Here is a 25,125-nt window from a genome sequence, read left to right on the forward strand (position 1 = left end):
ATCGCGGGACCAGCCTCTCCTGCCGACAGCGAAGATCACTCACCGCATCGAGGTTACGAGAAGAGTCACTAGGTCGGACTAATGCGTAGAGGAGGGCCACTCTTGACACACAAAATTGTTCAGTCTAAAGTAAAAAGAGATATCAGTGCCAGGTTAAATGGGGGAATGGGTCATGCGGTCGATTCGTTTCATGGCTCCCATCATGGGGGGCGACCAGAGTCTGCGCTGGAATCTGGTGCCACTGTTTCCTGTCGATACTCCTAGGGTGAGCAGGCTTCGACTGGCAAGGGTCAGCGACTAGATGGTGCGCCTGCTTTCCCATCCTGACAACCTCTGGAAAGAGATGGTTAGGATCGAGAAAAAATGCTACGGCAAGATGGCATATCGCACCATCTCCGGCGAGATTGTCGTGTGTCATCCGGAACTTGCTCGCTCGGTGTTGGCCGAACGAGGGGAGTCGGTGGCGCGCACGCCGCCCTTCTGGCGCAGCGGTCTGGGGCCACTTCCTGACGAGGCTCGGAGGGCACTGAACCGGTGGGTGGTGCAGCGGCTCTACGAGCAGGATCCGGTGGAGTCTGCAGAGATCGCCCTGCGGCGTGTCCTTTCTGCCGACGGGGATCTGCATGCGACCTGCGTTCAGAGCCTGGTTGACGGTCTCAAGGTTCCCATGGGTTGCGGGGAAGATCCAGAACTCGAGCGTGTCGTACGCACCTTCTTTGAGAGCGTGTTCCTGCCGACGATCCTGGGCACCATCACGAAACGCCGGAACGAGCGACTGTTCGAGAACTGCTCGGTAGCAGCAGGAAAGTGTATAGCGAACTCCTGGCCCGAACTTTTTCCAGCGAATCTGGGCTTCGAAGACGAGCCGGACTTTCTGGCTAGAATCGGAGACCTGTACCTGCGCCGGACGGCGGCATTCGTGGCTTCCACGTCCATCGCCCTGGCCTGGCTGTTGACAGTGTTGTTCTCGCAGGACCAAGTATCTCTGCGCGGGCCGCTGCCGCGCTCGGAGCTTGACGAAGTCGACCCCCAGTGGATTGCGCTGGAGTGCCTACGGCTGTGGCCCCCTTCGTGGCGGCTCCGACGCAATGTGACGAGTGATCAGGCGATCGGGCCAATCTCCGCCTTGGCCGGCGATAATCTCCACGTACTCTTGTATGCGATTCAGCGTCACTCGGACTTCTGGGCTGACCCTCATTCGTTCAAGCCTGCTCGCTGGCAGGATACTTCTCCGCGAGAGCTGCTGGCCTTCGGGAGTGGGCCAGGATCCTGCGTCGGTGCGCGGTTCGCCACCGAATGGCTCACCGCCGCCGTGTCCATGCTGCGCAGGGAGCACCTGAAGGTCTCCCAAATCGGCCGCCGCCCGCATGTGACGACGAGCTTTTCTCCGCCCATATCCCATGTGAGCCGTGGCTAGTGGATCGGCATCCGTCGACAACAACGTCAAGTATGCGAAACGGAGACTACGGGACACCAGCCGGGTCGACGGCGTACCCCTGGCGCTGGTCGATGAGCATTAAGGAAGGAATCCCCGAATGGTCGATCATTCCGACGCCCGATCGTCCCTCGCAGTGGAGATCCAGACCCAGCTTCGCCGCCATCCTACCGTGGCGCAGGCGGCGGTGACGGTCAAGTCCTCTTCCGGCAGCGGGCAGGCCTCCGAACTCAAGGCCTATGTGGTGCCGGTCGTAGAGCAAGGCGTCGATACCGAAGAATTGTACCGGTACCTACGGGAGCGCCTGCAACCCGGACATGTCCCATCTCGGATACACGTCGTCGATCTGCTGCAGCGCGACGAATCAGGCCACATCGACTGGGAAGCGCTCGAGCGCCATGTGCAGTCGACGGCGCCGGTCGACGAAATACCCGACATCCGGACGGATGTCGAGGAGCGGTTGACCAGGATCTGGGAGTCACTCCTCCGTCGATCCAACGTGGGCCTCGACGAGAACTTCGTCCGGCTGGGGGGCGACTCGTTGCAGATGTTGCGGATGATCACCCTCGTTCGCGAGGAGTTCGGACAACGGCTGAAGGTTGAAGATGTGCTTCGGGAGCCAACGATCCGAAACGTCGGACAATTGCTGAAAGACGCCGCTGAGGCCACGCCCTGACATGACGAAACTCCTCATCGGAAACGACTTCATCGACGAGATCAGAAGCGACGACGCGTCCACCGGTTGGTGGGTACAGCGTATAGCGTGGTTCGCCGAGCACGGTGACGTGCTCGTGCTGGGCGAACCTCCCGACTGGGACTTCCTGCGGTATGTGGGGCGGATGCTTCGTGTCGAGCCGCGCTCGTGGACAATTGTCGTGGTACAGGACTACCTGCCGGGCACGGCAGAGGTCTCCGGCGAAACCCTGCTGCATCCAGACGTCGTCGCGGCGTTGTGGACCGCCGTCGAGCGGGCCGGGGTCGACCGGATGGTGCCGGTGTGGCCCGATCCGGCGGTCGGCGTGCTGGCCGAGATTCTGGGTCTTGAACATGCACTGCCGGGCTATGGATTTATCAGGCAGTCCGGAGGCCGGTACGGCTCCAGCAAAGCTCTGTTTCGCGCCGCTGCCGCCGGCTGCGGAGTCCCGATCGCGCCCGGTGCGATCTGCACGACGCGCACCGACATGATCCGTGAAGCACGCCGGTTGTTGGAACAGTACGGCGTGGTCATGTTCAAACACGAGTTGATCCAGGCGGGCAGAGGAAATGAGATAGTCAGTCTGGGAAAGCGGGTCCAGCCCATCGGAGCTCCGCGAGTCGTGGAGCTGTCCCACGATTCCGAGATCGACGCGTACGTCGCGCAAAGATGGGACTGGCTGAGCAGCGGAGGACGGGCCCGCTCGATTGTCGAGCGGTACTATCCGGGAAGTACCACTTTGATCGCCGAGTTCGAGTGTACCGATGAGGGCGTTCGATTCGACTGCGACGGAGAGCTGCTCCTGGCTCCGCTGATGGCCGGACAGGTACTGCCGGCGCAAGACCTCGAAGACTCCGTGCGTGCGGATCTGTTCGATGGGGCCGACCGTCTGGCGCATGCTCTGCAAGCGCTCGGCTATCGCGGAACGGTGTCGCCCGACGCCATTGTCAACGACCACCGCGAAGTCATCTTCACGGAATGGAATGCGCGCATCACGGGGTCGACGCACCTCCACGCCGGAATAGGTCGGAGAGTGGTGGGCGACGCCTTCGGCAAGGACAGGTTGGTCATGGAGAGACTCTGGCCATCTGGTTGGTCGGTGACCTCGTTCAGCGACGCCAGCCAGCGCCTGGAAGCCTCCGGGCTGGCGTATGACGACCGATCCAGGGAAGGTGTCGTTCTCAACACCGCGTTCGATGGGCGAGGCGGCCTGATCTATTCCGTGGTGGCCGAGGACGTCGACCGATCATACGATCTCGATCGGTCCCTCAAGAATGTGTTCGGGAGATGAGCGTCGTGCCGCCGGCCGACAGCGCGTTCTACCGGCCGGCATCCCCGGCACAACGAGGCATGTGGCTCAGCTGGACGTTGAAGCCCGACAAGTCGATGTACGTCAACGTGTATGCCTATCTGCTGTCCGGACCGATCGACATCCGGGTGCTGGATGAAGCCTTTCGCGATCTGCTGCTGGAACACGAGGTGCTGCGCACCGGACTGCTCCAGGTTGAGGGTTCCGTCGTTCAGTACACCAAGGCGCCGACCGACGAATCCGCCTTGGACGTCGAGGACTGGAGCCGGCGACCGGTGACAGCGGCGGATATCGACACTTGGATCTCTGAACAGCGAAATACACCCTTCGACCTTTCGGACCCCCCACTCGTCCGCGCTGCCCTGCTGCGGCTCGACGCACAGCGTGCCGTACTGGCGGTTCGGCTGCATCATGCCGTGACGGACGGAGAAAGCCACAGAATGCTGTGCACAGAACTGACTCGCCTGTACCGGGACTGTGCAGCGGGCAGACGGAGTACTGCCGCCACCTACGCACTGCCGATGCGCCGAGTCGAACAAGAGCGGCGCTGGCTGGGGTCAAAGGAGTACGTTGAGGCGCTGACTCATCGCCTCGCGGAACTGAGGCGAGCCGACATCATCGAGTTCCCGGCGCCGACGGATGAGAGTCCGCTCGTGGGCAGCTCCGTCATTTCCATTCCGCGCCGGCAGGTCGGCGCGCTTCTGGAGCACGCTCAAAGCATGGGCGTAACGCCCTTCAGCACACTGCTCACGGTAGTGTCCGGCGTGTTGTACCGGGTCTCCGGGAAGGACAAGTACATCGTCGGACTGGCGATGAGCACTCGCGACGAATCTGTCGAGAACCAATTCGGATATTTCGTCAATCTGGTTCCGGTAGCACTGTCCTTCGACGAGGACATGACAGCAGAGGATCTCTTGTTGTCGACGAGCGGCAGCGTGATGTCGGGCATTATGGTGCGGTCGATCCCGTTCGAGGAACTCGTGGCGTCGCTGCCGGAGTTGCGGCCGGTCGGCCGACCGCCGGTCGTGCAGGTCGTCTTCGGCGTCGACGACGCATCCGACCGGAACCATCGGATCTCGATCGAGGGTGTGAACAGTGAGAACATTCCGGTCGCGGGGTCCGCGTTGGAGTTCGACCTCGAGTGCGCATGCACACTCACTGCCGAGGAGTTGGTCGTCAGGCTCTACTGGTGCAACGCTCTGGGGGATTCCCACGTCGCGTCACTTCTCAACGAGATCGACCGAACTCTCCGGTGGCTCAACACGCACCTCGGCTCGCTCGTACGTGAATGGCCTGTCGAGTTGCGGTGGGAGAGGTAGCCGGTAGTGCGGGTCGAGCATCTCACCGACATCGAGCTCCAGGGCTGGCTGACACTGTTCTGGATGGGGCAGGACGGTCAGGATGTCGTGCTGCGGGAGGAATGGGACCTGGATGTACGGTCCAGTGCGTCGGACGTGCTCGACGGGGTAGCGAGACTATGCGCGCGCCACGAGATTCTACGCTCGAATTTCGGCATCGATTCCTCCGGTGATCCGGTGCGGATGGTGACGGACCCGATCGACTTCACGCCACCGGTCACCATCGTCGACAGCGGCTCGCCGGAGTTCGCCCCGGAAATCGGCGGCGCGGTATCGGACGGTCGCTACTTGTGGCAAATGGTGTTGGCCGTCGACGGCGGGGCCGTGTCGTCGGTGCGGTTGTATCTGCGACATATCCTGGCGGACGCGTTCGGAATGGCGGTGTGGCGCACGGATCTGAGCTCGGCGATCCTTGACCCGGAGTGGGATCCGCCGCTACCGGTGGTCGGTCGTCAGTTCACATTGACGGGGGAGACCGGCCGGACCGGCAACGAGCAACGTACGGCCGGGTGGGCCCAAGCGCCGCAGGCCGTGGTGCCCGCTGTCCGGTCAACGGTACCTCATTCCCACTACTGCGCCGCTACGGCGGTGCCGGGGCTGGGCACTGAACTCGAGGTCCTCGGAGATGACGCGGGTGTCGGTAGCACAGTCTGCGCGAAGTTCGCGGTGGCGTGGGCAATGTCGCAGTTGTCCGGCCAGTCGAATGTACTTCTGGCCAATGTGGTGTACACGGACAGCTTCGAAAGCAGGGAGATCGCCTGCCGGACCTTCAATGTTCGAGAATCGATCAGCATTCGAGCCGAGGACACGTTCCTGTCCGCACTGCGGGAAATGCGCCGAAATTCATTGGACGCCTACATGGCCTTGATGGAGTGTGGCTTCTCGTCCGACATCGATCGCGATGCGCTGATCCTGCAGCGGCGCGGAATCGGCGGTGCCGCTCCGACATATTTTGACTATATCCCACTGCAACAGATGGCGGCCGAGGTGACCGAAATTGTGGAGGGGCAGAAACAAGCTGTCAGCTCCATTGGCCAGAACATGGTCGACTGCCTGTCCCCGGTGTTCATCTTGGAGCAACTCAACGACAGTGATGTTCGAATGAATATCCTGGCGGACGACAAGGTGATTTCCCGTGATTTGGCGCTGGAATTGCCGTTCATTGTGTATCGGTTTGTGCGGCTGGCCAGGCGGTTGTCGATGCGGGTGGCGACCGCGCGGGAGTTGTTCCGCGACAGGGACCGGCTTCATGTAGGCAGCCGGCTCGTCGCGAACAGGTGGGTGCAGACCGATGTGCTGCGGTCGTGCCTGGTGGATGCCCCGGGCGTCCTGGACGCCACCGTGACGGTGACGGAGGACAGGGTCCGTGCCGATGTCGTTCTCGCCGACGGCGCAGCTGTATTCGATGTACACGAGTTCATCACGGCGCACGTCTTCGCGGACCGCAGGATTTGCGCACCGGATGTCTATCGATGGAGGACGGCGCAGTGTCAGGTTTCGGATGAATGGTTTCCCGGCAGCGGTGCGGTGCCGCGGCTGCCGTGCCGGACGAGGAACGAAGAGGTCCTAGTCGAGGTCATGGGCGAGCTGCACCAGGAGAAGGTCTCGAACCTGGCTCTCACGTATCTTGGTGCGGGAGGGCGCCTCCGAAGGGCGCCGGCAGTCGTGGAGCGATTGCGGCTGCGCGGGTTGGCTGGACTGCGTAGAGAACATTTCGAGACGACGTTCTCTCTGCGGATGCTCGGCACGCTACTGCGTCCGATCGATGTGGTAACCCCGTACTCCTAATCTCGGGAGGTTGACGTGGTGAAGAGGATGCGCATCGCTGTTGTCGGGGGTGGTCCGGGTGGTCTCTTCTTCGCCGCTGTGGGGAAGAAGTTGGAGCCGCACTGGCATATCGATCTGTGGGATCGCGGGCCCGTTGGGGGAAGGGACGGCTTCGGTGTTGTGTTGCCTGCTGGTCTTCTCGGTGACGTAGGCGGCACCGACGGGTCGTCGTTTTCGGCGCTTGAGGCACGAATGTCGTGTTGCTCGGACATCGATATCCGTGTCGACGACCGGCAGGTCACGTCGCATGGTCACAGCTTTGCGGCGATGGGTCGGCGACGGCTGTTGGACACTCTGCGGGAGCGTTGTGCAACGCTCGGGGTCACGCTGCATCTGAATCGGGACGCCGCGTCGATCGAGTTTCTTTCCGAAAGTTACGATGTTGTGGTCGCCGCGGACGGTGCGAACTCGGCGGTCAGAAAGGCACGCGCGGACGCTTTCGGCACGCACCTGTCGTGGGGGTGCAACAGATATATCTGGCTGGGTACCGACCGCGAGTTCAGGGCGTTTCAATTCGCTTTCGTCCGTACTCCGCGCGGGATCGTGCACTTGCACGGATACCCGTACGGTGAATCCGCCTCGTCGATTATCGTGGAGATACCCAGGTCGCTGTGGGAAGACGTGGGCCTGCCCGATGCCGATTGGATCTCGGACACGTTCGGGGCGGTGCTGAGAGGCCATCGAATCGTTCTCGGCAACTCGCGATGGCTCGACTTCGCGACAGTTGCCAACCGTACGTGGCGGGACGGCAACATCGTACTGCTGGGGGATGCGGCGCACACCACGCACTATTCCGTCGGGTCCGGAACACATCTGGCGATGGCGGATGCACGCACTCTGGCGTACTGCCTGAAAGAGCACGGCGACATTTCGGCCGGTCTGGCCGACTACGAGACGCTGCGACGTCGGGTCGTCGCCAGTGCGCAGCAGGTGGCCCGGGCCAGCCAGGAATGGTTTGAGAACGTCGCTGACCACTGGGGTCAGGACATCGACGAGTTCGCTTTCGGCCTGTTGACCCGCGGCGTCCGTTGACTTGACGTGCATGTCCCAATGGCTGTGGCTGTCGGGCTGGTCGAGCCAGACGCGGTGCGGGCGGCTGGGGTACACGGTGAGGCCGAGTCGCTCCCGGCCTGGTCGGCCGAGCCGGGTCCAGGCGTGGATGGTGCGTTTGAGGTCGGTCAGCCGGAGGTCGCCGGGGCGTAGTTGGTCGGCCCAGGCCCTGTGGGGTTCCATAAGTCGGTTCGTGGATCTGACCTGCGGTGGCGGGCGCGTTCAATGGGCAGAGCATGATCGCCAGCCATGGCGCTGCGTTTGCTCTACCTGATCTTCCTCCGGCTGGTGAGCCTGCTGGTGTTGCTTGGGCGCTCGTCGGCGTCGAAGGACGTCGAGCTGCTCGTGTTACGCCACGAGGTGGCCGTGCTGCGCCGAGGCAACCCGAAACCTCGCCTGAACTGGGCTGACCGGGCTGTTCTCGCCGCGCTGGTTCGGCTGCTGCCCACGGGGCTGCGGGCACACCGGTTGGTCACCCCGGGCACGATCCTGCGCTGGCACCGGCGCCTCGTCGCCGGGAAGTGGACCTACCCATACCGAGCCGGCCGTCCGCCCGTCGACGAGGCGCTCACCGACCTGATCCAACGGATGGCCAGGGAGAATCACCACTGGGGATACAAGCGAATTCAGGGTGAGCTGGCCAAGCTTGGTCACCGGGTCGGTTCCTCGACGATCCGGCGGATCCTGAAGCGTGCGCGGATACCACCCGCTCCGGACCGGCAGAACAACACGACCTGGCGGCAGTTCTTGCGCACGCAGGCGGCGACGGCGCTGGCGTGCGACTTCTTCCACGTCGACTGCGCGTTCACCCTGAAGCGGATCTACGTGTTCTTCGTGCTGGAGGTCGGCAGCCGCTACGTCCACATCCTGGGAACGACCACGAATCCGGACGGCGCGTGGACTACGCAGCAGTTCCGCAACCTGGTGATGGATCTCGGCGATCGAGTCGGCGAGTTCAGGTTTCTTGTCCGCGATCGGGCTGGTCAGTTCGCGGCCTCGTTCGACACTGTTCTGGCCGACGTCGGCGTCGAGACGGTAAAGATCCCTCCGCGCTGCCCGCGGGCGAACTGCTACGCCGAGCGGTTCGTGCTCACAGTCAGGACCGAGCTCACCGATCGCATGTTGATCGTGAGCGAGCGGCATCTGCGCGCCGCGCTCGCCGAGTACCTCCGGCACTACAACGGTCGACGGCCGCACCGGTCCCGCGAGCTTCGCCCACCCCGCCCGACCTACCCCATGGCGAACCTCGGCTCTCAGCAGATCAAGCGACAGCGACTCCTCGGAGGCCTGATTAGCGAGTACGAACGGGCCGCGTAAAGCTACTGGTCAGGGCAGGTGACTGCCTTTTGGAACCCCACAGGCGTCCCTGTACCCAGGGGAGCGGGCGAAGCTGGTGTCCTGGTTCCCGCATCTGCGGTCCGGGAGGGCCATCCCGGCGCTGGGTGCCGTCACCGGATTATCGCCGACTGACGACTGAAGCCCTGCCCCTCCGGGGAGGGACAGGGCTTCTGACCTGCAGTTTCAGGTGGTGCGCGATACTGGGATTGAACCAGTGACCTCTTCCGTGTCAGGGAAGCGCTCTCCCGCTGAGCTAATCGCGCGAGGTGGAGACGGGATTCGAACCCGTGTACACGGCTTTGCAGGCCGTTGCCTCGCCTCTCGGCCACTCCACCGTGCCAGGCCTCGAGAAGCCTACCGAGCGGATGACGGGATTCGAACCCGCGACCCTCACCTTGGCAAGGTGATGCGCTACCAGCTGCGCTACATCCGCACTCCGCAGCTTCGGGGCTTTGAGGCTGTGCGCCTCACCCCGTCGCCGTGGTGTGCAAAAACCATATCGAACCCCGCAAACGGCTTTGACACCGGGGTGTCACTTGGCCGTTGCGGCGCCGTGATCAGGCCAGATCGTGCGGAATGAGGTGGGTCAGGGCGTCGTCGACGTCCACCCACAGGTGCTCGTTGCCCGGCAGCACCACGTCGTAGGTGCGGTCGAGGAAGTCGGCCAGCTCCTGGGCGGACGCCTCGAACATGGCGTGCCCGGACGGCGAGTTCAGCTCGATGAGCACCGATTCCGGGTCCTCGACCGACGGGCGGATGCGGACGTCGCCGTCGCCTGCGTCCGCCAGGAGGCCGTCCGCGAGGAGGTCGCGGGCGTACACCCACTCGACCCAGCCGGCGCGGCCGGTGCGGAAGGCGGCGACGACCGCGTACGGGTCGCGTGTGTCGTAGCGCAGCTCCACCTTCACCGGAACCGCGGGCGTCCGCGGCGCCAGCAGGTCGAAGACCGCCGTCGAGCGGAGCGTCACGTGATCGTTGCGCATCGTCCTACCCCTCGTCTCCCTTCCCGGCCCGGCCTGGCCGAGGGCGTCACCACTGGGACGCACCGGGAGGCCGATTCCGTCGCGGGTAAGCCGCAGATCACCCGTCCGGGCGCATCGGCCCCTGTTTGTCGTCCGTGGTTCACCCGCGGCACGCAGTACGACGGACGCGCCCGCGAGGGTCTCACCTGTCCATACTGCGCGGTTTGATCGCCGCGTGGTAGCACCGTCGCACGGATGTCGAACGTCGTGTCGGGCGGCCCCCGGGCCCCGCAACCCCGGTTAGCTCGGGGTTGTTCGTTCCGTACTCGCCGGTAAGCGGAGTGTGGTCGCTCAGGACCACCCGTTTGCAGGCGTTCTGAAGTAGTGCGCTACAGTTACGCACAACACCCCGAGCGGGCGATTAGCTCAGGGGGAGAGCGCTTCGTTCACACCGAAGAGGTCACTGGTTCGATCCCAGTATCGCCCACCCGAATCGCGGAAGAGCCCTGTTTGCGGAAACGCAGGCGGGGCTCTTCTCGTTGTGTCCGGTGGCGACCGCGCTCTGCTGAGGCGAGTCCTGGACCCCCAGCGTGTGGTCACTTTTCGCGAGGGCCTCCGGAGTGCGGCCATCCCCCGCGCGGGTAGGCGTGCGATCCGGAGTGAACTGTCTCCGCGACTGCGCCGTATGAGCTGTCAACAGAGCTTCGGGCCCGGTGTCGCGGGCCCGGTGGGACTTTCTTCCGGAAACTGCCGTGTCGGTGGCTTTCTGTCGAACCGGGCCACGCTGGGAGGTGGTGGTGTGATCCTCGGCACGCGACGGCGGCGCGATCGTGCCGGGCCGCCCCGCTGTGACCGCGTGGTCACGGTGCGCAGCCGGTGGATCACCGGCTCGGCCGCGTCCGGGCCGTGGTCCGCTCGCGCAGGGTGATCTGTGACGGAAACCGGCACGAGTGACGACTTGGCGGCGAACGTCACCGCGTGATCACCCGGCGGACCGCCCGGGCCCGGCACGGCGCCGTTCGATCCATTGTGGACCGCCGGTCCCTCGCGATGTCCACAGTGGATTCCGCCGGCCGCTCGGCCGTTCGGACGGGCGGCGTCCACCCGGGTGCGGGTATCGCGATTTTTGGCTACATTGCGTAGTTTTCGTCGGGATACGCGCTATTACCCATCGTCATCATCTTGTTATCTTGCGGCCATTTTCTGGCGGGGAAGACGCACAGCGTGTGGCTCGAAATCGTTGTAACGATGCTGAGAGAGTCGCCGATACCTTGCCTTGTGAAGCTTCCGCGGCCCCAGCGCGACCACCGAGTTTGCCATCACTCTCCGAAATCACTCTCGGTGACGCAGTGTGCCCGCGGTTACAACTCCGATTCCTGTTTTCGGGAGGTCTGATGGAAGAGTCGGTGCGGCCTTCGTACACGGTGGCCCAGCCGCCGCCGCACATCGACCTCCAAGCCATCCCGCGACCCGCCAAGCGGGACGGGGTCCCGGCCGTAGATCCGGTCGGAACCCCGCCACCCAAGGCGCTACCGGCGGCCTGGGAGGCCAGATACAGAGCCTGGGTCATCGGCAGCGACGTCTTCGTGACGCTGCTGGTGATCGCGATCAGCGCGTTCGTCATCGACCGCGTGGCTCCGCACGACATGCACGCGTTCGGCACGATCCTCGCGATCTTCGTCTCCCTGCCGGTGAGCCGGGCGTGGAGCCCGCGCGTGCTCGGCGAGGGGGCCGAGGAGTACCGCACCCTGGGCCGGGGCTTCATCACCGCGGCCGTCCTCGTGGCGCTGGGCGGGCTGCTGTTCGGCGCGCTCGAGGTCCAGGTCTGGGTGTTCGTCGTCGTCCCGGCGATCGCGCTCGTCGCGTTCCCGCAGCGCTACCTGCTGCGCCAGGTGCTGCACCGCAAGCGCGCCAAGGGACTCTGCCTGCTGCCGGTGATGGCCGCGGGCAGCCCGGAGACCGTCGCGGACCTCATCGCCCGCACGCGGTCCGAGGTCCACGTCGGCTGGCGCGTCGAGGCGGCCTGCACGTTCACCGGGCACGGCGCCGACCGCGACAGCGGGGAGATCGACGGCGTCCCGGTGGTCGGGCGGCTGGAAGAGCTGTCCCGGCACGTGCGCCGCGGCGGCTACCGCGTCGTCGCGATCACCGCCGACCAGTACTGGAGCCCGAAGCGCCTGCAGCGCCTGGCCTGGGACATGGAGGGCACCGGCGCCGAGATGGTCGTGGCGCCCGTGCTGATGGAGGTGGCCGGGCCCCGGCTGAACGTCACCGGGGTGCTGGGGATGCCGCTGCTGCGGGTCACCGCGCCGATGTTCACCGGCGGGCGTCGCGTGGTGAAGGAGATCGTGGACCGCGCCGGCTCGGCGTTCCTGCTCACGATGATGTCCCCGCTGCTGCTCGCGATCGCCGTCGCGATCAAGCTGAACGACCGCGGCCCGGTGATCTACCGCCAGCACCGCGTCGGGCGTGACGGCGCCGTGTTCACCATGCTGAAGTTCCGGACGATGGTGACGAACGCCGACGAGATCCGCAAAAAGCTCCAGGCCGAGAACGAGGGTGCGGGCCCGCTGTTCAAGATGAAACGGGATCCGCGTATCACCCGTGTGGGTGGTTTGCTGCGCCGGTATTCGCTCGACGAGCTGCCCCAGCTGTTCAACGTCGTCTCCGGGAAGATGTCGCTCGTCGGGCCCCGCCCGCCGCTGCCGGAGGAGACCGCGCAGTACGCGCCGGACGCGCGCCGCCGGCTGCTCGTGAAGCCGGGCCTGACCGGGCTCTGGCAGGTGAGCGGGCGTTCCGACCTCACCTGGGCCGAGAGCATCCGGCTCGACCTGCGCTACGTCGAGGACTGGTCCCTCGCGCTGGACCTGGTGATCCTCTGGAAGACGTTCCGCGCGGTGATGGGCGGTCAGGGCGCCTACTGACCCGTCCGGTTTCCCACCGCGCTTTCCGCGCCACGGCCGCCGATCCCCGCCGCGGGGGATCGGCGGCCGTGCCTGTTCCCGGGGCTGGTGATCCACTTCACCGGCGCAGGATGGCCGAGCGCGAAATAGTTCAACGCTCAATCAGGTTGGACGGGGTGACCGACCCACGGAAGGAACCCCGCGCATGACCACCTTTGCCGAGCAGGACCAGGCCCTCGAGCTGCCCGCGGACGTCCAGAACCTGCTGTTCCGCGAGGCGCGCACGGCGAACAGCTTCAGCTCCGAGCCGGTGACCGACGAGCAGGTCCGCGCGATCTACGACCTCGTCAAGTGGGCCCCGACGTCGAAGAACACCCAGCCGCTGCGCGTGCTGGTGCTCCGGACCGCCGAGGCGAGGGCCCGCCTGCTGCCGCACATGGCCCCGGGCAACCGCGGCAAGACCGAGGCCGCGCCGCTGACCGTCGTGCTCGCCGCCGACGTCGACTTCCACGAGAACCTGCCGCAGGTCTTCCCGCACGCCCCGGGAGCGAAGGACAGCTTCTCGGACGAGGACGGCCGCGTCGAGTTCGCCAAGCTGAACTCGCTGCTGCAGGTCGGCTACTTCATCATCGGCGTCCGCGCCGCCGGGCTGGCCGCCGGCCCGATGACCGGTTTCGACGCCGCCGGTGTCGACAAGGAGTTCTTCGACGGCAAGCCGCTGCGCTCGCTGGTCGTCGTCAACGTCGGCAAGCCCGGCGAGAACCCGTGGTTCGACCGTTTGCCGCGGCTCGACTTCGACCAGGTCGTCGAGACCCTCTGAACTGACTAACCCGATCGGGCGGGCCGCCTCCGGCGTGGAGGCGGCCCGCCCGGCATTCCCGGACGCGGGTGAGGCGCGGACCGGCCGCCGACTAGCATCGTCGGAGTCGTCTTTGTCACTCCAGTTCGAGGAGCCGATCGTGTCGCAGCCGTCCCCCGTTTCCCCCGTGGCCGCCTCCCGCGTGGTGGTACCGGCGGGCACTACGGCGGGGTCGGCGGTCCGCGAAGCGGGCCTGCCGACCAAGGGCGCGGACACGGTCGTCGTCGTGCGCGACGCCGAGGGCAAGCTGCGCGACCTCGCCTGGGCCCCGGAAGCCGACGCCGAGGTCGAGCCGGTCGCGGCGAACACCGAGGACGGCCGCAGCGTCATCCGCCATTCGGCGGCGCATGTGCTCGCCCAGGCCGTGCAGCAGCAGTTCCCGCAGGCCAAGCTCGGTATCGGCCCGCCGGTGAAGGACGGTTTCTACTACGACTTCGCCGTCGAAACCCCGTTCACCCCGGAAGACCTGCAGGCGCTCGAAAAGCGCATGAAGCAGATCGTGAAGGGCGCCCAGCAGTTCTCGCGGCGCGTTTTCGACTCCGTGGACGAGGCGAAGAAGGAACTGGCGGACGAGCCGTTCAAGCTCGAGCTGGTCGACCTCAAGTCCGAAGTGGACACCTCCGAGGTGATGGAGGTGGGCGAGGGCGAGCTCACCATCTACGACAACCTCGACCCGCGCACCAAGGAACGTGTCTGGAGTGACCTCTGCCGTGGTCCGCACGTGCCGACCACCAAGTTCATCCCCGCGTTCAAGCTGACCCGCGTCGCCGCCGCGTACTGGCGGGGGAGCGAGAAGAACCCGCAGCTGCAGCGGATCTACGGCACGGCGTGGGAGTCGGCCGAGGCGCAGGACGCCCACCTCGAGCGCATCGCCGAGGCCGAGCGCCGCGACCACCGCAAGCTCGGCGCCGAGCTGGACCTGTTCTCCTTCCCGGAGGAGATCGGCTCCGGCCTGCCGGTGTTCCACCCCAAGGGCGGCATCATCCGCCGGGAGCTGGAGAACTACTCGCGCCGCCGCCACGAGGAGGCCGGCTACGAGTTCGTGAACACCCCGCACATCAGCAAGGGCGAGCTGTTCCACACCTCCGGCCACCTGCCCTACTACGCGGACACCATGTTCCCGCCGGTGCAGTTCGACGAGGAGAACTACTACCTCAAGGCCATGAACTGCCCGATGCACAACCTGATCTTCCGCTCGCGCGGGCGGTCCTACCGCGAGCTGCCGCTGCGGCTGTTCGAGTTCGGTACGGTGTACCGCTACGAGAAGTCGGGCGTGGTGCACGGCCTGACCCGCGTGCGCGGCCTGACGATGGACGACTCGCACATCTACTGCACCAAGGAGCAGATGCCGGGCGAGCTCCGGTCGCTGCTGAAGTTCGTGCTCGACCTGCTGGCCGACTACGGCCTCTCCGACTTCTACCTCGAGCTGTCCACCCGCGGCGACTCGGCGAAGTTCATCGGCGAGGACTGGGAGTGGGAGGAGGCCACCGAGACGCTGCGGCAGGCCGCCGTCGACTCCGGCCTCGAGCTGGTCCCGGACCCGGGCGGCGCGGCCTTCTACGGCCCGAAGATCTCGGTGCAGGCCAAGGACGCCATCGGGCGCACCTGGCAGATGTCGACCATCCAGCTGGACTTCAACCAGAACAAGCGCTTCGAGCTGGAGTACACGGCGCCGGACGGCACCCGGCAGACGCCGGTGATGATCCACCGCGCGCTGTTCGGCTCGATCGAGCGCTTCTTCGGCGTACTGACCGAGCACTACGCGGGCGCGTTCCCGGCGTGGCTGGCGCCGGTGCAGGTGGTCGGCATCCCGATCACCGCCGACCAGGTCGGCTTCCTGCGGGACGTCGAGAAGGCGTTGCGCGCCAAGGGGATCCGCGCCGAGGTCGACGCCAGCGACGACCGGATGCAGAAGAAGATCCGCACGCACACCACGCAGAAGGTGCCCTTCATGCTGCTGGCCGGCGCGAAGGACGTCGAGGCGGGCGCGGTGTCGTTCCGCTTCCGCGACGGCGGGCAGATCAACGGCGTCCCGGTGGCCGACGCCGTCGCCGCCATCGCCGGCTGGATCGAGGGCCGCGAGAACGCGTCGCCCTCGGCCGACGCGCTGGCGGCGGTCGTCCGGTGAGCGACGGTCCCGAAGCCGGTCCCGACCTCGTCGAGCAGCAGGGCGTCGGGGTCCAGGACACGTTCCACCGCCTGTGGACCCCGCATCGGATGGCCTACATCAAGGGCCACGACAAGCCGGACGGCGACGAGGAGCCCGGCTGCCCGTTCTGCCGGATCCCGTCGATGGACGACAAGACCGGCTTGATCGTCGCGCGCGGCGAGGTCGTGTACGCGGTGCTGAACCTCTACCCGTACAACCCGGGGCACCTGATGGTGGTGCCCTACCGGCACGTCGCGGACTACACCGACCTGACGCCGGAAGAGACGCGCGAGGTCGCGGAGTACACCCAGCACGCGATGAAGGTGATCCGCGTGGTGTCGGGTGCGCACGGGTTCAACATCGGGCTGAACCAGGGCGTCATCGCGGGCGCCGGGATCGCCGCGCACCTGCACCAGCACCTGGTGCCACGCTGGGGCGGCGACGCCAACTTCATGCCGGTGATCGGCCAGACGAAGGTGCTCCCGCAGCTGCTGGGCGAGACGCGCGACCTGCTGGCCGACGCCTGGTGAACCCGTAACCGGCAACCCCTGGTTGAGGGTTCAACCAGGGGTATGCTGGAGGTATGTCCGATACTCGATGGCTCAGTGACGACGAGCAGCGCGTCTGGCGTGAATTCAACCTGGCCACGCGCATGCTCAGCGCGCACCTCGAGGCTCAGCTCCAGCACGACTCGGGCATGCCCCACACCTACTACGAGGTGCTCGTCTCGCTGTCGGAGGCGCCCGGCCGCCGGCTGCGGATGAGTGAGCTCGCCGACGCGCGCCAGGCGTCGCGCAGCCGGCTCTCGCACGCCGTCGCGCGCCTGGAGGCCAACGGCTGGGTCCGCCGCGAGGCCTGCCCGACCGACAAGCGCGGCGCGTGGGCCGTCCTGACGAAGGAAGGCTTCGCCGCCCTCGAAGCCGCGGCCCCCGGACACGTCGAGGCCGTCCGGGAGAGCCTGTTCGACCCGCTGACGCCGGAGCAGGTGGCCGCGCTCGGCGAGATCAGCGCCGCGATCCGCAACGGGCTGTCGCCGAAATGCGCCGCGGCGCAGGCCGCCGAGGAAGCTCGCGAGTACCCGGGCGAGGTCGTCCGGCTGCCGAAATCGGGCTGACGCGGGGCGGCGCGTCGGGTTCACCGGGGCGGGTCGATAGGCTGCCATCGCCCACCCGACCCTCGTAGCCAGGTGCCTCAGACGAACCGATGCTCAATATCTTCGCGCGTGCCTCCGTTTCCCGCGTCACCGATCCGATCGGCCAGGCGCTGGTCCGCGCCGGGCTGACCCCGAACGCGATGACCGTGCTCGGCACCGCCGGCGCGATCGCCTGTGCCCTGGTCTTCTTCCCGAACGGCTTCCTGCTGTGGGGCACCTTCACGGTGTGGGGCTTCGCCATGCTCGACCTGCTCGACGGCGCCATGGCCCGGGCCCGCGGCTACGGCACCCCGTTCGGCGCGGTGCTCGACGCCACCTGCGACAGGCTGGTCGACGGCGCGCTGTTCGCCGCCATCGCCTGGTGGTGCTTCGTGGTCGACGACAACCACCCCGCCGCCGCGGCGGCCCTGCTCTGCCTGGTCCTCGCCCAGGTCATCTCCTACGTCAAGGCCCGCGCCGACGCGTCCGGCCTGCCGGTCGACGGCGGTCTCGTCGAACGCGCCGAGCGGCTCATCATCGCGCTGGTCGGCACCGGGCTGCACGGCCTCGGCGTGCCGTGGACCGTGGACATCTCGCTCTGGCTGCTGGCCGTGCTGTCGGTCATCACGCTGCTGCAGCGCTTCGCCGGCGTGGCGAAAGCGGCCCGTGAGGCCGCCGCCGGGGAGCAGCCGGTATGAGCAAGGTGTCCGGCAGGCTCAGCGAGTTCGGGTACGCCGCCGCGTGGCGGCTGGCTGGCTGGCTGCCCGCCGGGTTCGGCGGCACCGTGTTCTCGCTGGGGGCGGACCTCGCCGTCCGCCGCGACGCCGGGGGCGTGCGGCAGCTGCGCACGAACCTCGCCCGCGTGGTGCCGCAGGCCGACCCGGCCGAGCTGGACGAGCTGACCCGGCGCGCGATGCGCTCGTACGCCCGCTACTGGCACGAGACGTTCCGGCTGCCGTCGATGGACCAGAAGCAGGTCAGCGGCAAGGTCGCGGCCTCGATCACCGGCGTCGAGAACCTCGACGCGGCCCTCGCCGAGGGCAACGGCGCCGTGATGGCGCTGCCGCACAGCGGCAACTGGGACATCGCCGGCGTCTGGCTGGCCGACTACCTCGGCGGGTTCACGACCGTCGCCGAGCGACTGAAGCCCGAGTCGCTCTACCGCCGGTTCGCCTCCTACCGCGAGTCGCTCGGGTTCGAGATCGTCCCGCTGACCGGCGACAGTTCCGCGATGCGCGTGCTGCTCAAGCGGCTGCGCGAGAACAAGGCCGTCTGCCTGGTGGGCGACCGCGACCTGACCGACAACGGCATCCCCGTGAAGTTCTTCGGCGAGCCCGCCCGGATGCCCGGCGGCCCGGCGCGGCTGGCCGCGACGACCGGGGCCGCGCTGATCCCGGCGGGCTGCTGGTTCACCGAGGACGGCTGGCAGGTCCGGCTGCACCCGCGCATCCGCGTCACCGCGCGGGCCGAAGTCCCGGCCGCGACGCAGGCGCTGGCCGACATCTTCGCCGGCGACATCGCCGCGCACCCCGCCGACTGGCACATGGTGCAGAAGTTCTGGCCCGCGGACATGGAGGCCGCCGAGCCGGGCAGCCTCGAAGAAGCGAGCTGAGCCGTGACCGCGCGACCGATGCGGATCGGGATCGTGTGCCCCTACTCCTTCGACGTGCCCGGCGGCGTCCAGGGGCACGTGATCGACCTGACGAAGGCGCTGATCTCCCGCGGGCACCAGGTGTCCGTGCTCGCCCCCGCCGACGACGACGCGGACCTGCCCGAGTTCGTGCACCCGGCCGGCAAGGCCCTCGGGATCCGGTACAACGGCTCGGTCGCCCGGCTGCAGTTCGGCCCGGTGTCCTACGCCCGCGTGCGCCGCTGGATCCGCGAAGGCGACTTCGACGTCCTGCACCTGCACGAGCCCGCCGCGCCGAGCCTGTCGCTGCTGGCGCTGCTCATCGCCGACGGCCCGATCGTCGCCACCTTCCACACCGCGACGACCCGGTCGCGCACCCTCTCGGCGTTCCAGCCCGTGCTGCGGCCGCTGCTGGAGAAGATCACCGCGCGGATCGCGGTGTCCGCGCTGGCCCGCCGGGTCCAGGTGGAGCACGCGGGCGGTGACGCCGTCGAGGTCCCCAACGGCGTCGACGTCGAGTTCTTCTCCTCAGCGACGCCGTTGCCGGGCTACCCGCGGGCCGGCGGCACGGTCGGGTTCGTCGGCCGGTTCGGCGAGCCCCGCAAGGGCATGGGCGTGCTGCTGGAGGCGCTGCGGCGGATCCTGCCGGAGTTCGAGGACCTGCGGCTGGTGGTCGTCGGCCGCGGTGACGAGGACCAGCTGCGTCGCGACGCCGGCCCCGAGCTGGCGCCGCACCTGGAGCTGCTCGGCCAGGCCACCGACGCGGTCAAGGCCCAGGCCCTGCGCAGCGTCGACGTCTACTGCGCGCCCAACACCGGCGGCGAGAGCTTCGGGATGATCCTCACCGAGGCGATGGCCGCGGGCACGCCGGTGCTGGCGAGCGGCCTCGACTCGTTCCGCCGCGTGCTCGACGACGGCCGCGCCGGGATGCTCGTCGAGACCGGCGACCCGGGTGCGCTGGCCGACGGGCTGCGCGAGCTGCTCGGCGACCCCGCGCGCCGGGCGTCGCTGGCCGCGGCGGCGGGGGAGCGCGTCACCATGTTCGACTGGTCCGTGGTGGCCACGCAGGTGCTGCGGGTCTACGAGACGGCCGTCGCCGCCGACCCGCGGCGCGTCGCGGCGCCGGAGCGGGAGTTCGCCCGGTGAGCGTGCTCGGCTGGCTGCTGCCGGTGCTCGCGGTGATCGTCGTGCTCGGCGGGTTGTTCCTGGTGGCGACGGCGAACCGGCTCGACCGCCTGCACGTCCGGATGGACGCGGGCTGGGCGGCCCTCGACGCGGCGCTGGCCCGCCGCGCGGTGGTGGCCCGGGCGGTCGCGGTCGTGCTGGGCGACGCGGAGCTGCGGACGTCGGCCGAACGCGCCGAAGCGGCGCCCCGGCCCGACCGCGAGACCGAGGAGAACGAGCTGACCCGGGAGCTGAGCCGCGTCGACCGCGCCGGCCTGCTGCCCGAGCTGGCCGAGGAGCTGACCGACGCCGAGCACCGGGTGATCATCGCGCGGCGCGTCCACAACGACGCCGTCCGCGACACCCTGCGGCTGCGGCGGCGCCGGAAGGTCCGATACTTCCGGCTGGCCGGGACCGCGCCCGTGCCGGAGTACTTCGAGTTCGCCGAGCCGGAGGTCTGACGCCGTGAGCTGGTGGGTCGTCGTCGAGGAGCAGCGCGGCACCGGGGACGGCCGGAGCTGGTCGCTGTCGGAGACCTTCCCGTGCGCCGACCAGCAGACCGCGGAGGCCGAGGCGCTGCGGCTCGCCCGCGAGTACCAGCCCGCCTACCCGTGGTCGCCGAAGTCGCGGCGGGTGCTGCGGGTCGCGGGCGGCTACCTGGTGATCGTCGACGGCCGCACCTCGACGTTCCACTTCCGGCTGACCGTGGGCGAAGAGATCTGAAACGGATCGGCGCCCGCCCGCGTCGAAGGGGCATGAGTTCGATCTGGTGGGTGGTCGTCGAGGAGCAGGGCGGGGCCGGGGACGCCCGGGGCTGGTCGGTCGCGGAAGCGGAGCGCTACCCCGACCGCGAGAGCGCGGAGGACGAGGCGTACCTGCTGGCCAAGCAGCACCGGCCGGCACGTCCGTGGTCGCCGCAGGGCCGGACGGTGCTGCGCGTGGCCGGCGGGTACCTGGTGCTCGTCAAGGGCAAGACGGACACGTACCAGTTCCGGGTCTCGCTGGGCGAGGAAGTGCGCTGAGCGGGGGCACAATGGCGGCATGAGTGAACCCGAGGCCTGCGAAGTCGCCCACGGCGCCGCCGAACCGGACTCCGGCGTGCGGACCCTGGTGGCCGTCTTCGCCTCGCCGGTGGCGCGGTACCTGCTGAAGTTCGCGCGGGACCTCGGGTTCCACGTCGCGCTGGTCGACCCGGACGCGGCGCGCGCGACCGACGTCCCGGACGGGTTCGAGGCCGCGACGACGTTCCCGCCGCTCGACGGGTCCGCCGACGTCGTCGTCACCGACCACCACCGGCCGGAGCTCGGTGCGGTGCTCAAGGCGGCGCTCGAGGAGAAGCCGCGCTGGATCGGCGTGCTCGGCAACCCGCGCCACCCCGGCCCGCACCTGGCCGCGCTGCGCGGCCTCGGCGTGCCGGACGCCGAGATCGCCCGGGTGCACCGCCCGGTCGGCCTGAACATCGGCTCGCGCACGCCACCGGAGATCGCGATCGCCACGCTCGCCGGCCTGCTGGCCGACCGCAACAACCGCCCGGGCGGCTTCGACTTCTGAGCGCCCAGACCCGTCGTGAGTGTTCAGGGCGGTTCTAACCGCCCTAAACACTCACGACAAGCCGCGGCAGACCCGGCTAGTGGACCGCCATGCCTTCCGGCATCGGCTCGAAGCGGGCGTGGTGGCGGCTGAACGTCGCCGTGCCCGACGTCATCGAGCGCAGGTCGATGAGGTAGCGCAGCAGCTCGGTCGCCGGGACCTCTGCTTTGATCATCGTCCGGCCGCCGTCGCCGGCTTCCGTGCCCAGCACCCGGCCCCGGCGGGACGACAGGTCGCCGAGCACCGTGCCGAGGTGCTCGTCCGGCAGCCGGATCGCCACCTCCTCCAGGGGCTCGAGCATCGTGATGTGCCCGTTCGCCGCGGCCTCCCGCAGGGCCAGTGCCCCGGCCGTCTGGAACGCCGCGTCGGAGGAGTCGACGCTGTGCGCCTTCCCGTCGACGAGCGTCACCTTGATGTCGACCACCGGGTGCCCGTCGCCGAGCCCGCGTTGCAACTGGGCGCGCACGCCCTTCTCCACGCTCGGGATGAACTGGTGCGGCACCGAGCCGCCGACGACCTTGTCCACGAACTGGAACCCGCCACCGCGCGGCAGCGGCTCGACCTCGATGTCGCAGACGGCGAACTGGCCGTGCCCGCCGGACTGCTTCACGTGCCGGCCGTGGCCCTTGGCGAGCTTGCCGAACGTCGAGCGCAGGCTGACCTTCACCGGCTCGGTGTCGACGTCCGCGCCGCCCGCGCGCAGCCGGGACAGCACGACGTCGGAGTGCGCCTCACCCATGCACCACAGCACCAGCTGGGCGGTCTCGGCGTTGCGGTCCAGCCGCAGTGTCGGGTCGCCGGCGACGAGCCGGGACAGGTTGCGGGCGAGGGTGTCCTCGTCGCTGCGGGTCTTGGCGACGACGGCCACCGGCAGCAACGGCTCCGGCATCGTCCAGGGTTCCATCAGCAACGGCTCTTCGGGGGACGACACGGTGTCGCCGGTCTCCGCCGAACCGACCTTCGTCAGCGCGCAGAGGTCGCCCGCGACGCAGTAGGGCACCTCGCGCAGGTTCGCGCCGAGCGGGGAGTAGAGGTGCGCGACGCGCTCGTCGGCGTCGTGGTCCTCGTGCCCGCGTTCGGCGAGGCCGTGGCCGGACACGTGCACCGGCCGCTCGGGCCGCAGCGTCCCGGAGAACACCCGGACGAGGGAAACGCGGCCGACGTAGGAGTCGACGGCCGTCCGGACGACCTCCGCGGCGAGGGGGCCCGCGGGGTCGGCGGTCAGCCCGGCGTGCGGGTCGCCGTCGGGTGTAGTGACGTCGGGCGGGGCGTGTTCGAGCGGGGAGGGGAACGCCCGGACGATCCCGTCCAGCACCTCGGCCAGGCCGGTGCCGGTGGTCGAGCAGACCGGGATGACCGGGTGGAAGGTGCCGCGCGCGACGGCCGTCTCCAGGTCGGCGATCAGCGTCTCCTCGGCGATCTCCTCACCGCCGAGGTAGCGCTCCATCAGGGTTTCGTCTTCGCTTTCGGCGATGATCCCTTCGATGAGCTCGTTGCGGGCCTCGGCCAGCCGTTCGAGGTCGGCCGGGTCGGGTTCGCCGAGTTTCGGCGGATGCCCGCCGGAGTAGTCGAAGTACCGCTGGGTGATGAGCCCGACGAGGCCGTCGGCCGCGGGCAGGTAGAGCGGCAGCACGCCGGCGCCGAAGGCGGCCTGGCAGGCGGCGATCTCGGCCATCGGGTCGGCCCGGTGGTGGTCGAGGCGGGAGACGACGACCGCGCGCGGCATCCCGACGGCGGCGCACTCCTCCCACACCGCGACGGTCGCCGCGTCGACCCCTTCGGCCGCGCAGACGACGAACAGTGCCGCGTCGGCCGCGCGCAGCCCGGCCCGCAGCTCGCCCACGAAGTCCGCGTACCCGGGGGTGTCGATCAGGTTGATCTTGTGGCCCTGGTGCAGCACCGGCGCCACCGAAAGGCCGACCGAACGCTGCTGGCGGACCGCCGCCGGGTCGTGGTCGCACACCGTCGTCCCGTCGACCACCGAGCCCGCGCGCGACACCGTGCCGGACGCGGCCAGCAGGGCCTCGGTGAGGGTCGTCTTCCCCGAGCCCGACGGGCCGACGAGCACCACGTTGCGGACCTTGGCGGGGTCGTTCACAGCGACGGCGGCCCCGGTGTCGGCGTTCTTGGCTTGTCGGTCGGCCATGACGGCTCCTCGGCGAACGGCGGACGTACGAGATGTGTCCTCGATCACACACCCGCTACCCTGGTCACGGCAAGGCACGGGTCCCGGGACCAGCCGAATGCCCGGGGGAGCGGGGCAGGGGAAGTTTCGATGACAGTGAACCGGCGGACTTTTCTGCGGATTTCGGGGGCGGTTCCGGTGGTGGGCCTGGCCGGTGGGCTGCCGGGAGACGAATGGGAACGATTCCGGCGGAAACTGGCCGGACCGTTGTTCCGGCCGGGCGATCCGGGCTACCCGGAGGCGAAGCAGGGCTACTTCACGATGTACGACTACCGCGTCCCGGCGGCCGTCGTCGGCGCGGCGCGGATCGAGGACGTCCAGGCCGCCGTGGGCTTCGCGGCCCGGCACGACCTGCCGATCGCGGCGCGCAGCGGCGGCCACAGCTATCCCGGCTATTCCACAGTGGACGGCGGGATCGTGGTCGACCTGAGCCGGTTGGCGGGCATCGAGGTCCGCCCCGGCGGCCGCGCGGTGCTCGGTGCCGGGGCGCGGCTGGGGCCGATCGCCACCACGCTCGCGGCGGCCGGCCGGGTGCTGCCCGCGGGCAGCTGCGACACGGTCGGCATCGCCGGGCTCGCGCTCGGCGGCGGCGTCGGGGTGCTGGACCGGAAGTACGGCCTGACGTGCGACCACCTGGAGGCCGCGCGGATCGTCACGGCGGACGGGCGGGCGCGCACGGTCTCGGCGACGGCGGAGCCGGACCTGTTCTGGGCGCTGCGCGGCGGGGGCGGTGGCAACTTCGGGATCGTCACCGCGTTCACGTTCCGGACCGTGCCGATCGCCGACGTCGCCACCTTCCAGCTGTCGTTCCCGGTGGGCACGCAGGCCGCGCTGTTCGCCGCCTGGCAGGAGTGGCAGCCGGCGATGCCGGACGAGCTGTGGTCCGGGATGGGCCTCGGCGACGACCACGCCAACCTCGGCGGCACGTTCCTCGGCCCCGAAGCCCGGCTGAAGGAGCTGCTCGACGACCTGATCCGCCGGGTCGGCACGCCGCCGGCCGAGCAGCGGCGGCGGACCACGGACCACCTGTCCGCGATGCGCTCGTTCGACGACCGGGAGGCCCGGCCCGGCGCGGTCGCCGCCCGGGCGGCCTACGTCGGGACCTCGCGGATGCTCACGCGGCCGGCCGCCGACCCGGCCGCGGTCGTCGACGTGCTGATCCGGGACCCGGGCGTCGACACCATCATCGACGCCGGCGGCGGTGCCATCGCGCGCGTCGGCGTCCGGGACACGGCGTTCCCGCACCGGCACGCACTGGCGAGCCTGCAGTTCCTGCACAGCGCCGAACCGGGCGAGGGCGGCGAGGCCGGGGCCCGGCGGTCGCTGGCGGCCGTGCGGGACGGGCTGGGGCCGGAGTTCGGCACCACCGGGTACGTCAACTACCTCGATCCGGAGCTGCCGGACTGGCCGCTGGCGTACTACGGGCCGAACCTGCCGCGGCTGCGCGCGGTCGCCCGGAAGTACGACCCGCGAGGAATTTTCGCTTTCCCGCAAGGACTTTCCGAGCCCCACTCGACTGTCCACAAGGGAGCGCTCTAAC

The 25,125-nt window shown here is 68.4% G+C and carries 22 protein-coding genes and 4 tRNA genes; 21 read left to right on the forward strand and 5 right to left on the reverse strand.

Going from position 1 to position 25,125, the window contains the following annotated elements; all coding sequences use genetic code 11:
• The first annotated feature begins 301 nt into the window (after positions 1 to 301).
• From OG570_RS32965 to OG570_RS32995, 7 genes are all read left to right on the forward strand, one after another.
• Positions 302 to 1,417 (forward strand): cytochrome P450, encoded by a 1,116-nt coding sequence (locus tag OG570_RS32965; RefSeq protein ID WP_326952950.1) that lies wholly within the window; start codon positions 302 to 304, stop codon positions 1,415 to 1,417.
• Between the two features lie 154 nt (positions 1,418 to 1,571).
• Positions 1,572 to 2,111, forward strand: coding sequence for a phosphopantetheine-binding protein (locus OG570_RS32970; RefSeq protein WP_326950059.1), 540 nt, complete (start codon positions 1,572 to 1,574; stop codon positions 2,109 to 2,111).
• Position 2,112: 1 nt separating this feature from the next.
• Positions 2,113 to 3,420, forward strand: a complete 1,308-nt coding sequence (locus tag OG570_RS32975) for a peptide ligase PGM1-related protein (protein ID WP_326952951.1) — start codon at positions 2,113 to 2,115, stop codon at positions 3,418 to 3,420.
• Positions 3,417 to 4,757, forward strand: coding sequence for a condensation domain-containing protein (locus OG570_RS32980; protein WP_326952952.1), 1,341 nt, complete (start codon positions 3,417 to 3,419; stop codon positions 4,755 to 4,757). The genes OG570_RS32975 and OG570_RS32980 overlap by 4 nt, the downstream gene beginning before the upstream one ends.
• 6 nt (positions 4,758 to 4,763) lie before the next feature.
• On the forward strand, positions 4,764 to 6,584 hold the full coding sequence (locus OG570_RS32985) for a hypothetical protein (RefSeq protein WP_326952953.1): 1,821 nt from the start codon (positions 4,764 to 4,766) through the stop codon (positions 6,582 to 6,584).
• A 27-nt stretch (positions 6,585 to 6,611) separates the two neighbouring features.
• Positions 6,612 to 7,655 (forward strand): FAD-dependent monooxygenase, encoded by a 1,044-nt coding sequence (locus OG570_RS32990; protein WP_326952954.1) that lies wholly within the window; start codon positions 6,612 to 6,614, stop codon positions 7,653 to 7,655.
• Between the two features lie 267 nt (positions 7,656 to 7,922).
• A complete protein-coding gene (locus OG570_RS32995; RefSeq protein WP_326952955.1) occupies positions 7,923 to 8,990 on the forward strand; it encodes an integrase core domain-containing protein in 1,068 nt (355 codons plus the stop codon).
• Positions 8,991 to 9,199: 209 nt separating this feature from the next.
• Here the strand turns inward: OG570_RS32995 and OG570_RS33000 are convergent.
• From OG570_RS33000 to OG570_RS33015, 4 genes are all read right to left on the reverse strand, one after another.
• Positions 9,200 to 9,274: transfer RNA gene (locus OG570_RS33000), tRNA-Val, on the reverse strand.
• Between the two features lies 1 nt (position 9,275).
• A tRNA-Cys gene (locus tag OG570_RS33005) sits at positions 9,276 to 9,346 on the reverse strand.
• A 25-nt stretch (positions 9,347 to 9,371) separates the two neighbouring features.
• Positions 9,372 to 9,444 (reverse strand) — tRNA-Gly (locus OG570_RS33010).
• 124 nt (positions 9,445 to 9,568) lie between these two features.
• The gene (locus OG570_RS33015) at positions 9,569 to 9,994 is read right to left on the reverse strand and encodes an SsgA family sporulation/cell division regulator (RefSeq protein WP_033293569.1); all 426 of its coding nucleotides are present in this window, start codon (positions 9,992 to 9,994) and stop codon (positions 9,569 to 9,571) included.
• A 394-nt stretch (positions 9,995 to 10,388) separates the two neighbouring features.
• On the opposite strand from OG570_RS33015, the gene OG570_RS33020 reads away from it, so the two are divergent.
• The 13 genes from OG570_RS33020 (at position 10,389) to OG570_RS33080 (ending at position 21,361) form a co-directional block, all read left to right on the forward strand.
• Positions 10,389 to 10,460 (forward strand) — tRNA-Val (locus tag OG570_RS33020).
• Between the two features lie 907 nt (positions 10,461 to 11,367).
• On the forward strand, positions 11,368 to 12,897 hold the full coding sequence (locus tag OG570_RS33025) for a sugar transferase (RefSeq protein ID WP_326952956.1): 1,530 nt from the start codon (positions 11,368 to 11,370) through the stop codon (positions 12,895 to 12,897).
• Positions 12,898 to 13,081: 184 nt separating this feature from the next.
• Positions 13,082 to 13,696: a malonic semialdehyde reductase gene (locus tag OG570_RS33030; RefSeq protein WP_326952957.1), complete on the forward strand. Its 615-nt coding sequence runs from the start codon at positions 13,082 to 13,084 to the stop codon at positions 13,694 to 13,696.
• Positions 13,697 to 13,835: 139 nt separating this feature from the next.
• Positions 13,836 to 15,863 (forward strand): threonine--tRNA ligase, encoded by a 2,028-nt coding sequence (thrS, locus tag OG570_RS33035; RefSeq protein ID WP_326950051.1) that lies wholly within the window; start codon positions 13,836 to 13,838, stop codon positions 15,861 to 15,863.
• Positions 15,860 to 16,414, forward strand: a complete 555-nt coding sequence (locus OG570_RS33040) for an HIT family protein (RefSeq protein ID WP_326950050.1) — start codon at positions 15,860 to 15,862, stop codon at positions 16,412 to 16,414. The genes thrS and OG570_RS33040 overlap by 4 nt, the downstream gene beginning before the upstream one ends.
• Positions 16,415 to 16,467: 53 nt before the next feature.
• Entirely contained in the window at positions 16,468 to 16,998 is a 531-nt protein-coding gene (locus tag OG570_RS33045) for a MarR family winged helix-turn-helix transcriptional regulator (RefSeq protein WP_247052280.1), read from the forward strand.
• A gap of 89 nt (positions 16,999 to 17,087) precedes the next feature.
• Positions 17,088 to 17,714 (forward strand): phosphatidylinositol phosphate synthase, encoded by a 627-nt coding sequence (gene pgsA, locus OG570_RS33050; protein ID WP_247052279.1) that lies wholly within the window; start codon positions 17,088 to 17,090, stop codon positions 17,712 to 17,714.
• Complete coding sequence (locus tag OG570_RS33055; protein WP_326950049.1) at positions 17,711 to 18,628, forward strand: phosphatidylinositol mannoside acyltransferase; 918 nt, start codon at positions 17,711 to 17,713, stop codon at positions 18,626 to 18,628. Before pgsA ends, OG570_RS33055 begins: the two co-directional genes overlap by 4 nt.
• Before the next feature lie 18 nt (positions 18,629 to 18,646).
• On the forward strand, positions 18,647 to 19,792 hold the full coding sequence (locus OG570_RS33060) for a glycosyltransferase family 4 protein (protein ID WP_326951556.1): 1,146 nt from the start codon (positions 18,647 to 18,649) through the stop codon (positions 19,790 to 19,792).
• The gene (locus tag OG570_RS33065) at positions 19,789 to 20,271 is read left to right on the forward strand and encodes an NUDIX hydrolase (protein WP_247052277.1); all 483 of its coding nucleotides are present in this window, start codon (positions 19,789 to 19,791) and stop codon (positions 20,269 to 20,271) included. The genes OG570_RS33060 and OG570_RS33065 overlap by 4 nt, the downstream gene beginning before the upstream one ends.
• Before the next feature lie 4 nt (positions 20,272 to 20,275).
• Positions 20,276 to 20,533 (forward strand): hypothetical protein, encoded by a 258-nt coding sequence (locus OG570_RS33070; protein WP_326952958.1) that lies wholly within the window; start codon positions 20,276 to 20,278, stop codon positions 20,531 to 20,533.
• Between the two features lie 32 nt (positions 20,534 to 20,565).
• Positions 20,566 to 20,832, forward strand: a complete 267-nt coding sequence (locus tag OG570_RS33075; protein WP_326950047.1) for a hypothetical protein — start codon at positions 20,566 to 20,568, stop codon at positions 20,830 to 20,832.
• A gap of 19 nt (positions 20,833 to 20,851) precedes the next feature.
• Positions 20,852 to 21,361 carry an XdhC family protein gene (locus OG570_RS33080; protein ID WP_326952959.1) on the forward strand — a complete coding sequence of 170 codons (510 nt, stop codon included), beginning with the start codon at positions 20,852 to 20,854 and terminating at the stop codon, positions 21,359 to 21,361.
• Positions 21,362 to 21,437: 76 nt separating this feature from the next.
• Here OG570_RS33080 and OG570_RS33085 read toward each other — a convergent pair whose 3' ends face one another.
• Positions 21,438 to 23,546, reverse strand: coding sequence for an elongation factor G-like protein EF-G2 (locus tag OG570_RS33085; RefSeq protein WP_326950045.1), 2,109 nt, complete (start codon positions 23,544 to 23,546; stop codon positions 21,438 to 21,440).
• A 129-nt stretch (positions 23,547 to 23,675) separates the two neighbouring features.
• Here OG570_RS33085 and OG570_RS33090 point away from each other — a divergent pair, with 129 nt between their 5' ends.
• Positions 23,676 to 25,124 carry an FAD-binding oxidoreductase gene (locus tag OG570_RS33090; RefSeq protein ID WP_326952960.1) on the forward strand — a complete coding sequence of 483 codons (1,449 nt, stop codon included), beginning with the start codon at positions 23,676 to 23,678 and terminating at the stop codon, positions 25,122 to 25,124.
• The last annotated feature ends 1 nt before the right edge of the window (position 25,125 follow it).

Source organism: Amycolatopsis sp. NBC_01286 (assembly GCF_035982555.1).
Taxonomy (GTDB): domain Bacteria; phylum Actinomycetota; class Actinomycetes; order Mycobacteriales; family Pseudonocardiaceae; genus Amycolatopsis.

Bases quoted from the DNA above. Each gene is read 5' to 3' on its own strand.
- OG570_RS32965 (WP_326952950.1), top strand. From the start codon at position 302: ATGGTGCGCCTGCTTTCCCATCCTGACAACCTCTGGAAAGAGATGGTT.
- OG570_RS32975 (WP_326952951.1), top strand. From the start codon at position 2,113: ATGACGAAACTCCTCATCGGAAACGACTTCATCGACGAGATCAGAAGC.
- OG570_RS32980 (WP_326952952.1), top strand. From the start codon at position 3,417: ATGAGCGTCGTGCCGCCGGCCGACAGCGCGTTCTACCGGCCGGCATCC.
- OG570_RS32990 (WP_326952954.1), top strand. From the start codon at position 6,612: ATGCGCATCGCTGTTGTCGGGGGTGGTCCGGGTGGTCTCTTCTTCGCC.
- OG570_RS32995 (WP_326952955.1), top strand. From the start codon at position 7,923: ATGGCGCTGCGTTTGCTCTACCTGATCTTCCTCCGGCTGGTGAGCCTG.
- OG570_RS33015 (WP_033293569.1), bottom strand. From the start codon at position 9,994: ATGCGCAACGATCACGTGACGCTCCGCTCGACGGCGGTCTTCGACCTG.
- OG570_RS33025 (WP_326952956.1), top strand. From the start codon at position 11,368: ATGGAAGAGTCGGTGCGGCCTTCGTACACGGTGGCCCAGCCGCCGCCG.
- OG570_RS33030 (WP_326952957.1), top strand. From the start codon at position 13,082: ATGACCACCTTTGCCGAGCAGGACCAGGCCCTCGAGCTGCCCGCGGAC.
- OG570_RS33045 (WP_247052280.1), top strand. From the start codon at position 16,468: ATGTCCGATACTCGATGGCTCAGTGACGACGAGCAGCGCGTCTGGCGT.
- pgsA (WP_247052279.1), top strand. From the start codon at position 17,088: ATGCTCAATATCTTCGCGCGTGCCTCCGTTTCCCGCGTCACCGATCCG.
- OG570_RS33055 (WP_326950049.1), top strand. From the start codon at position 17,711: ATGAGCAAGGTGTCCGGCAGGCTCAGCGAGTTCGGGTACGCCGCCGCG.
- OG570_RS33060 (WP_326951556.1), top strand. From the start codon at position 18,647: ATGCGGATCGGGATCGTGTGCCCCTACTCCTTCGACGTGCCCGGCGGC.
- OG570_RS33075 (WP_326950047.1), top strand. From the start codon at position 20,566: ATGAGTTCGATCTGGTGGGTGGTCGTCGAGGAGCAGGGCGGGGCCGGG.
- OG570_RS33080 (WP_326952959.1), top strand. From the start codon at position 20,852: ATGAGTGAACCCGAGGCCTGCGAAGTCGCCCACGGCGCCGCCGAACCG.
- OG570_RS33085 (WP_326950045.1), bottom strand. From the start codon at position 23,546: ATGGCCGACCGACAAGCCAAGAACGCCGACACCGGGGCCGCCGTCGCT.
- OG570_RS33090 (WP_326952960.1), top strand. From the start codon at position 23,676: ATGACAGTGAACCGGCGGACTTTTCTGCGGATTTCGGGGGCGGTTCCG.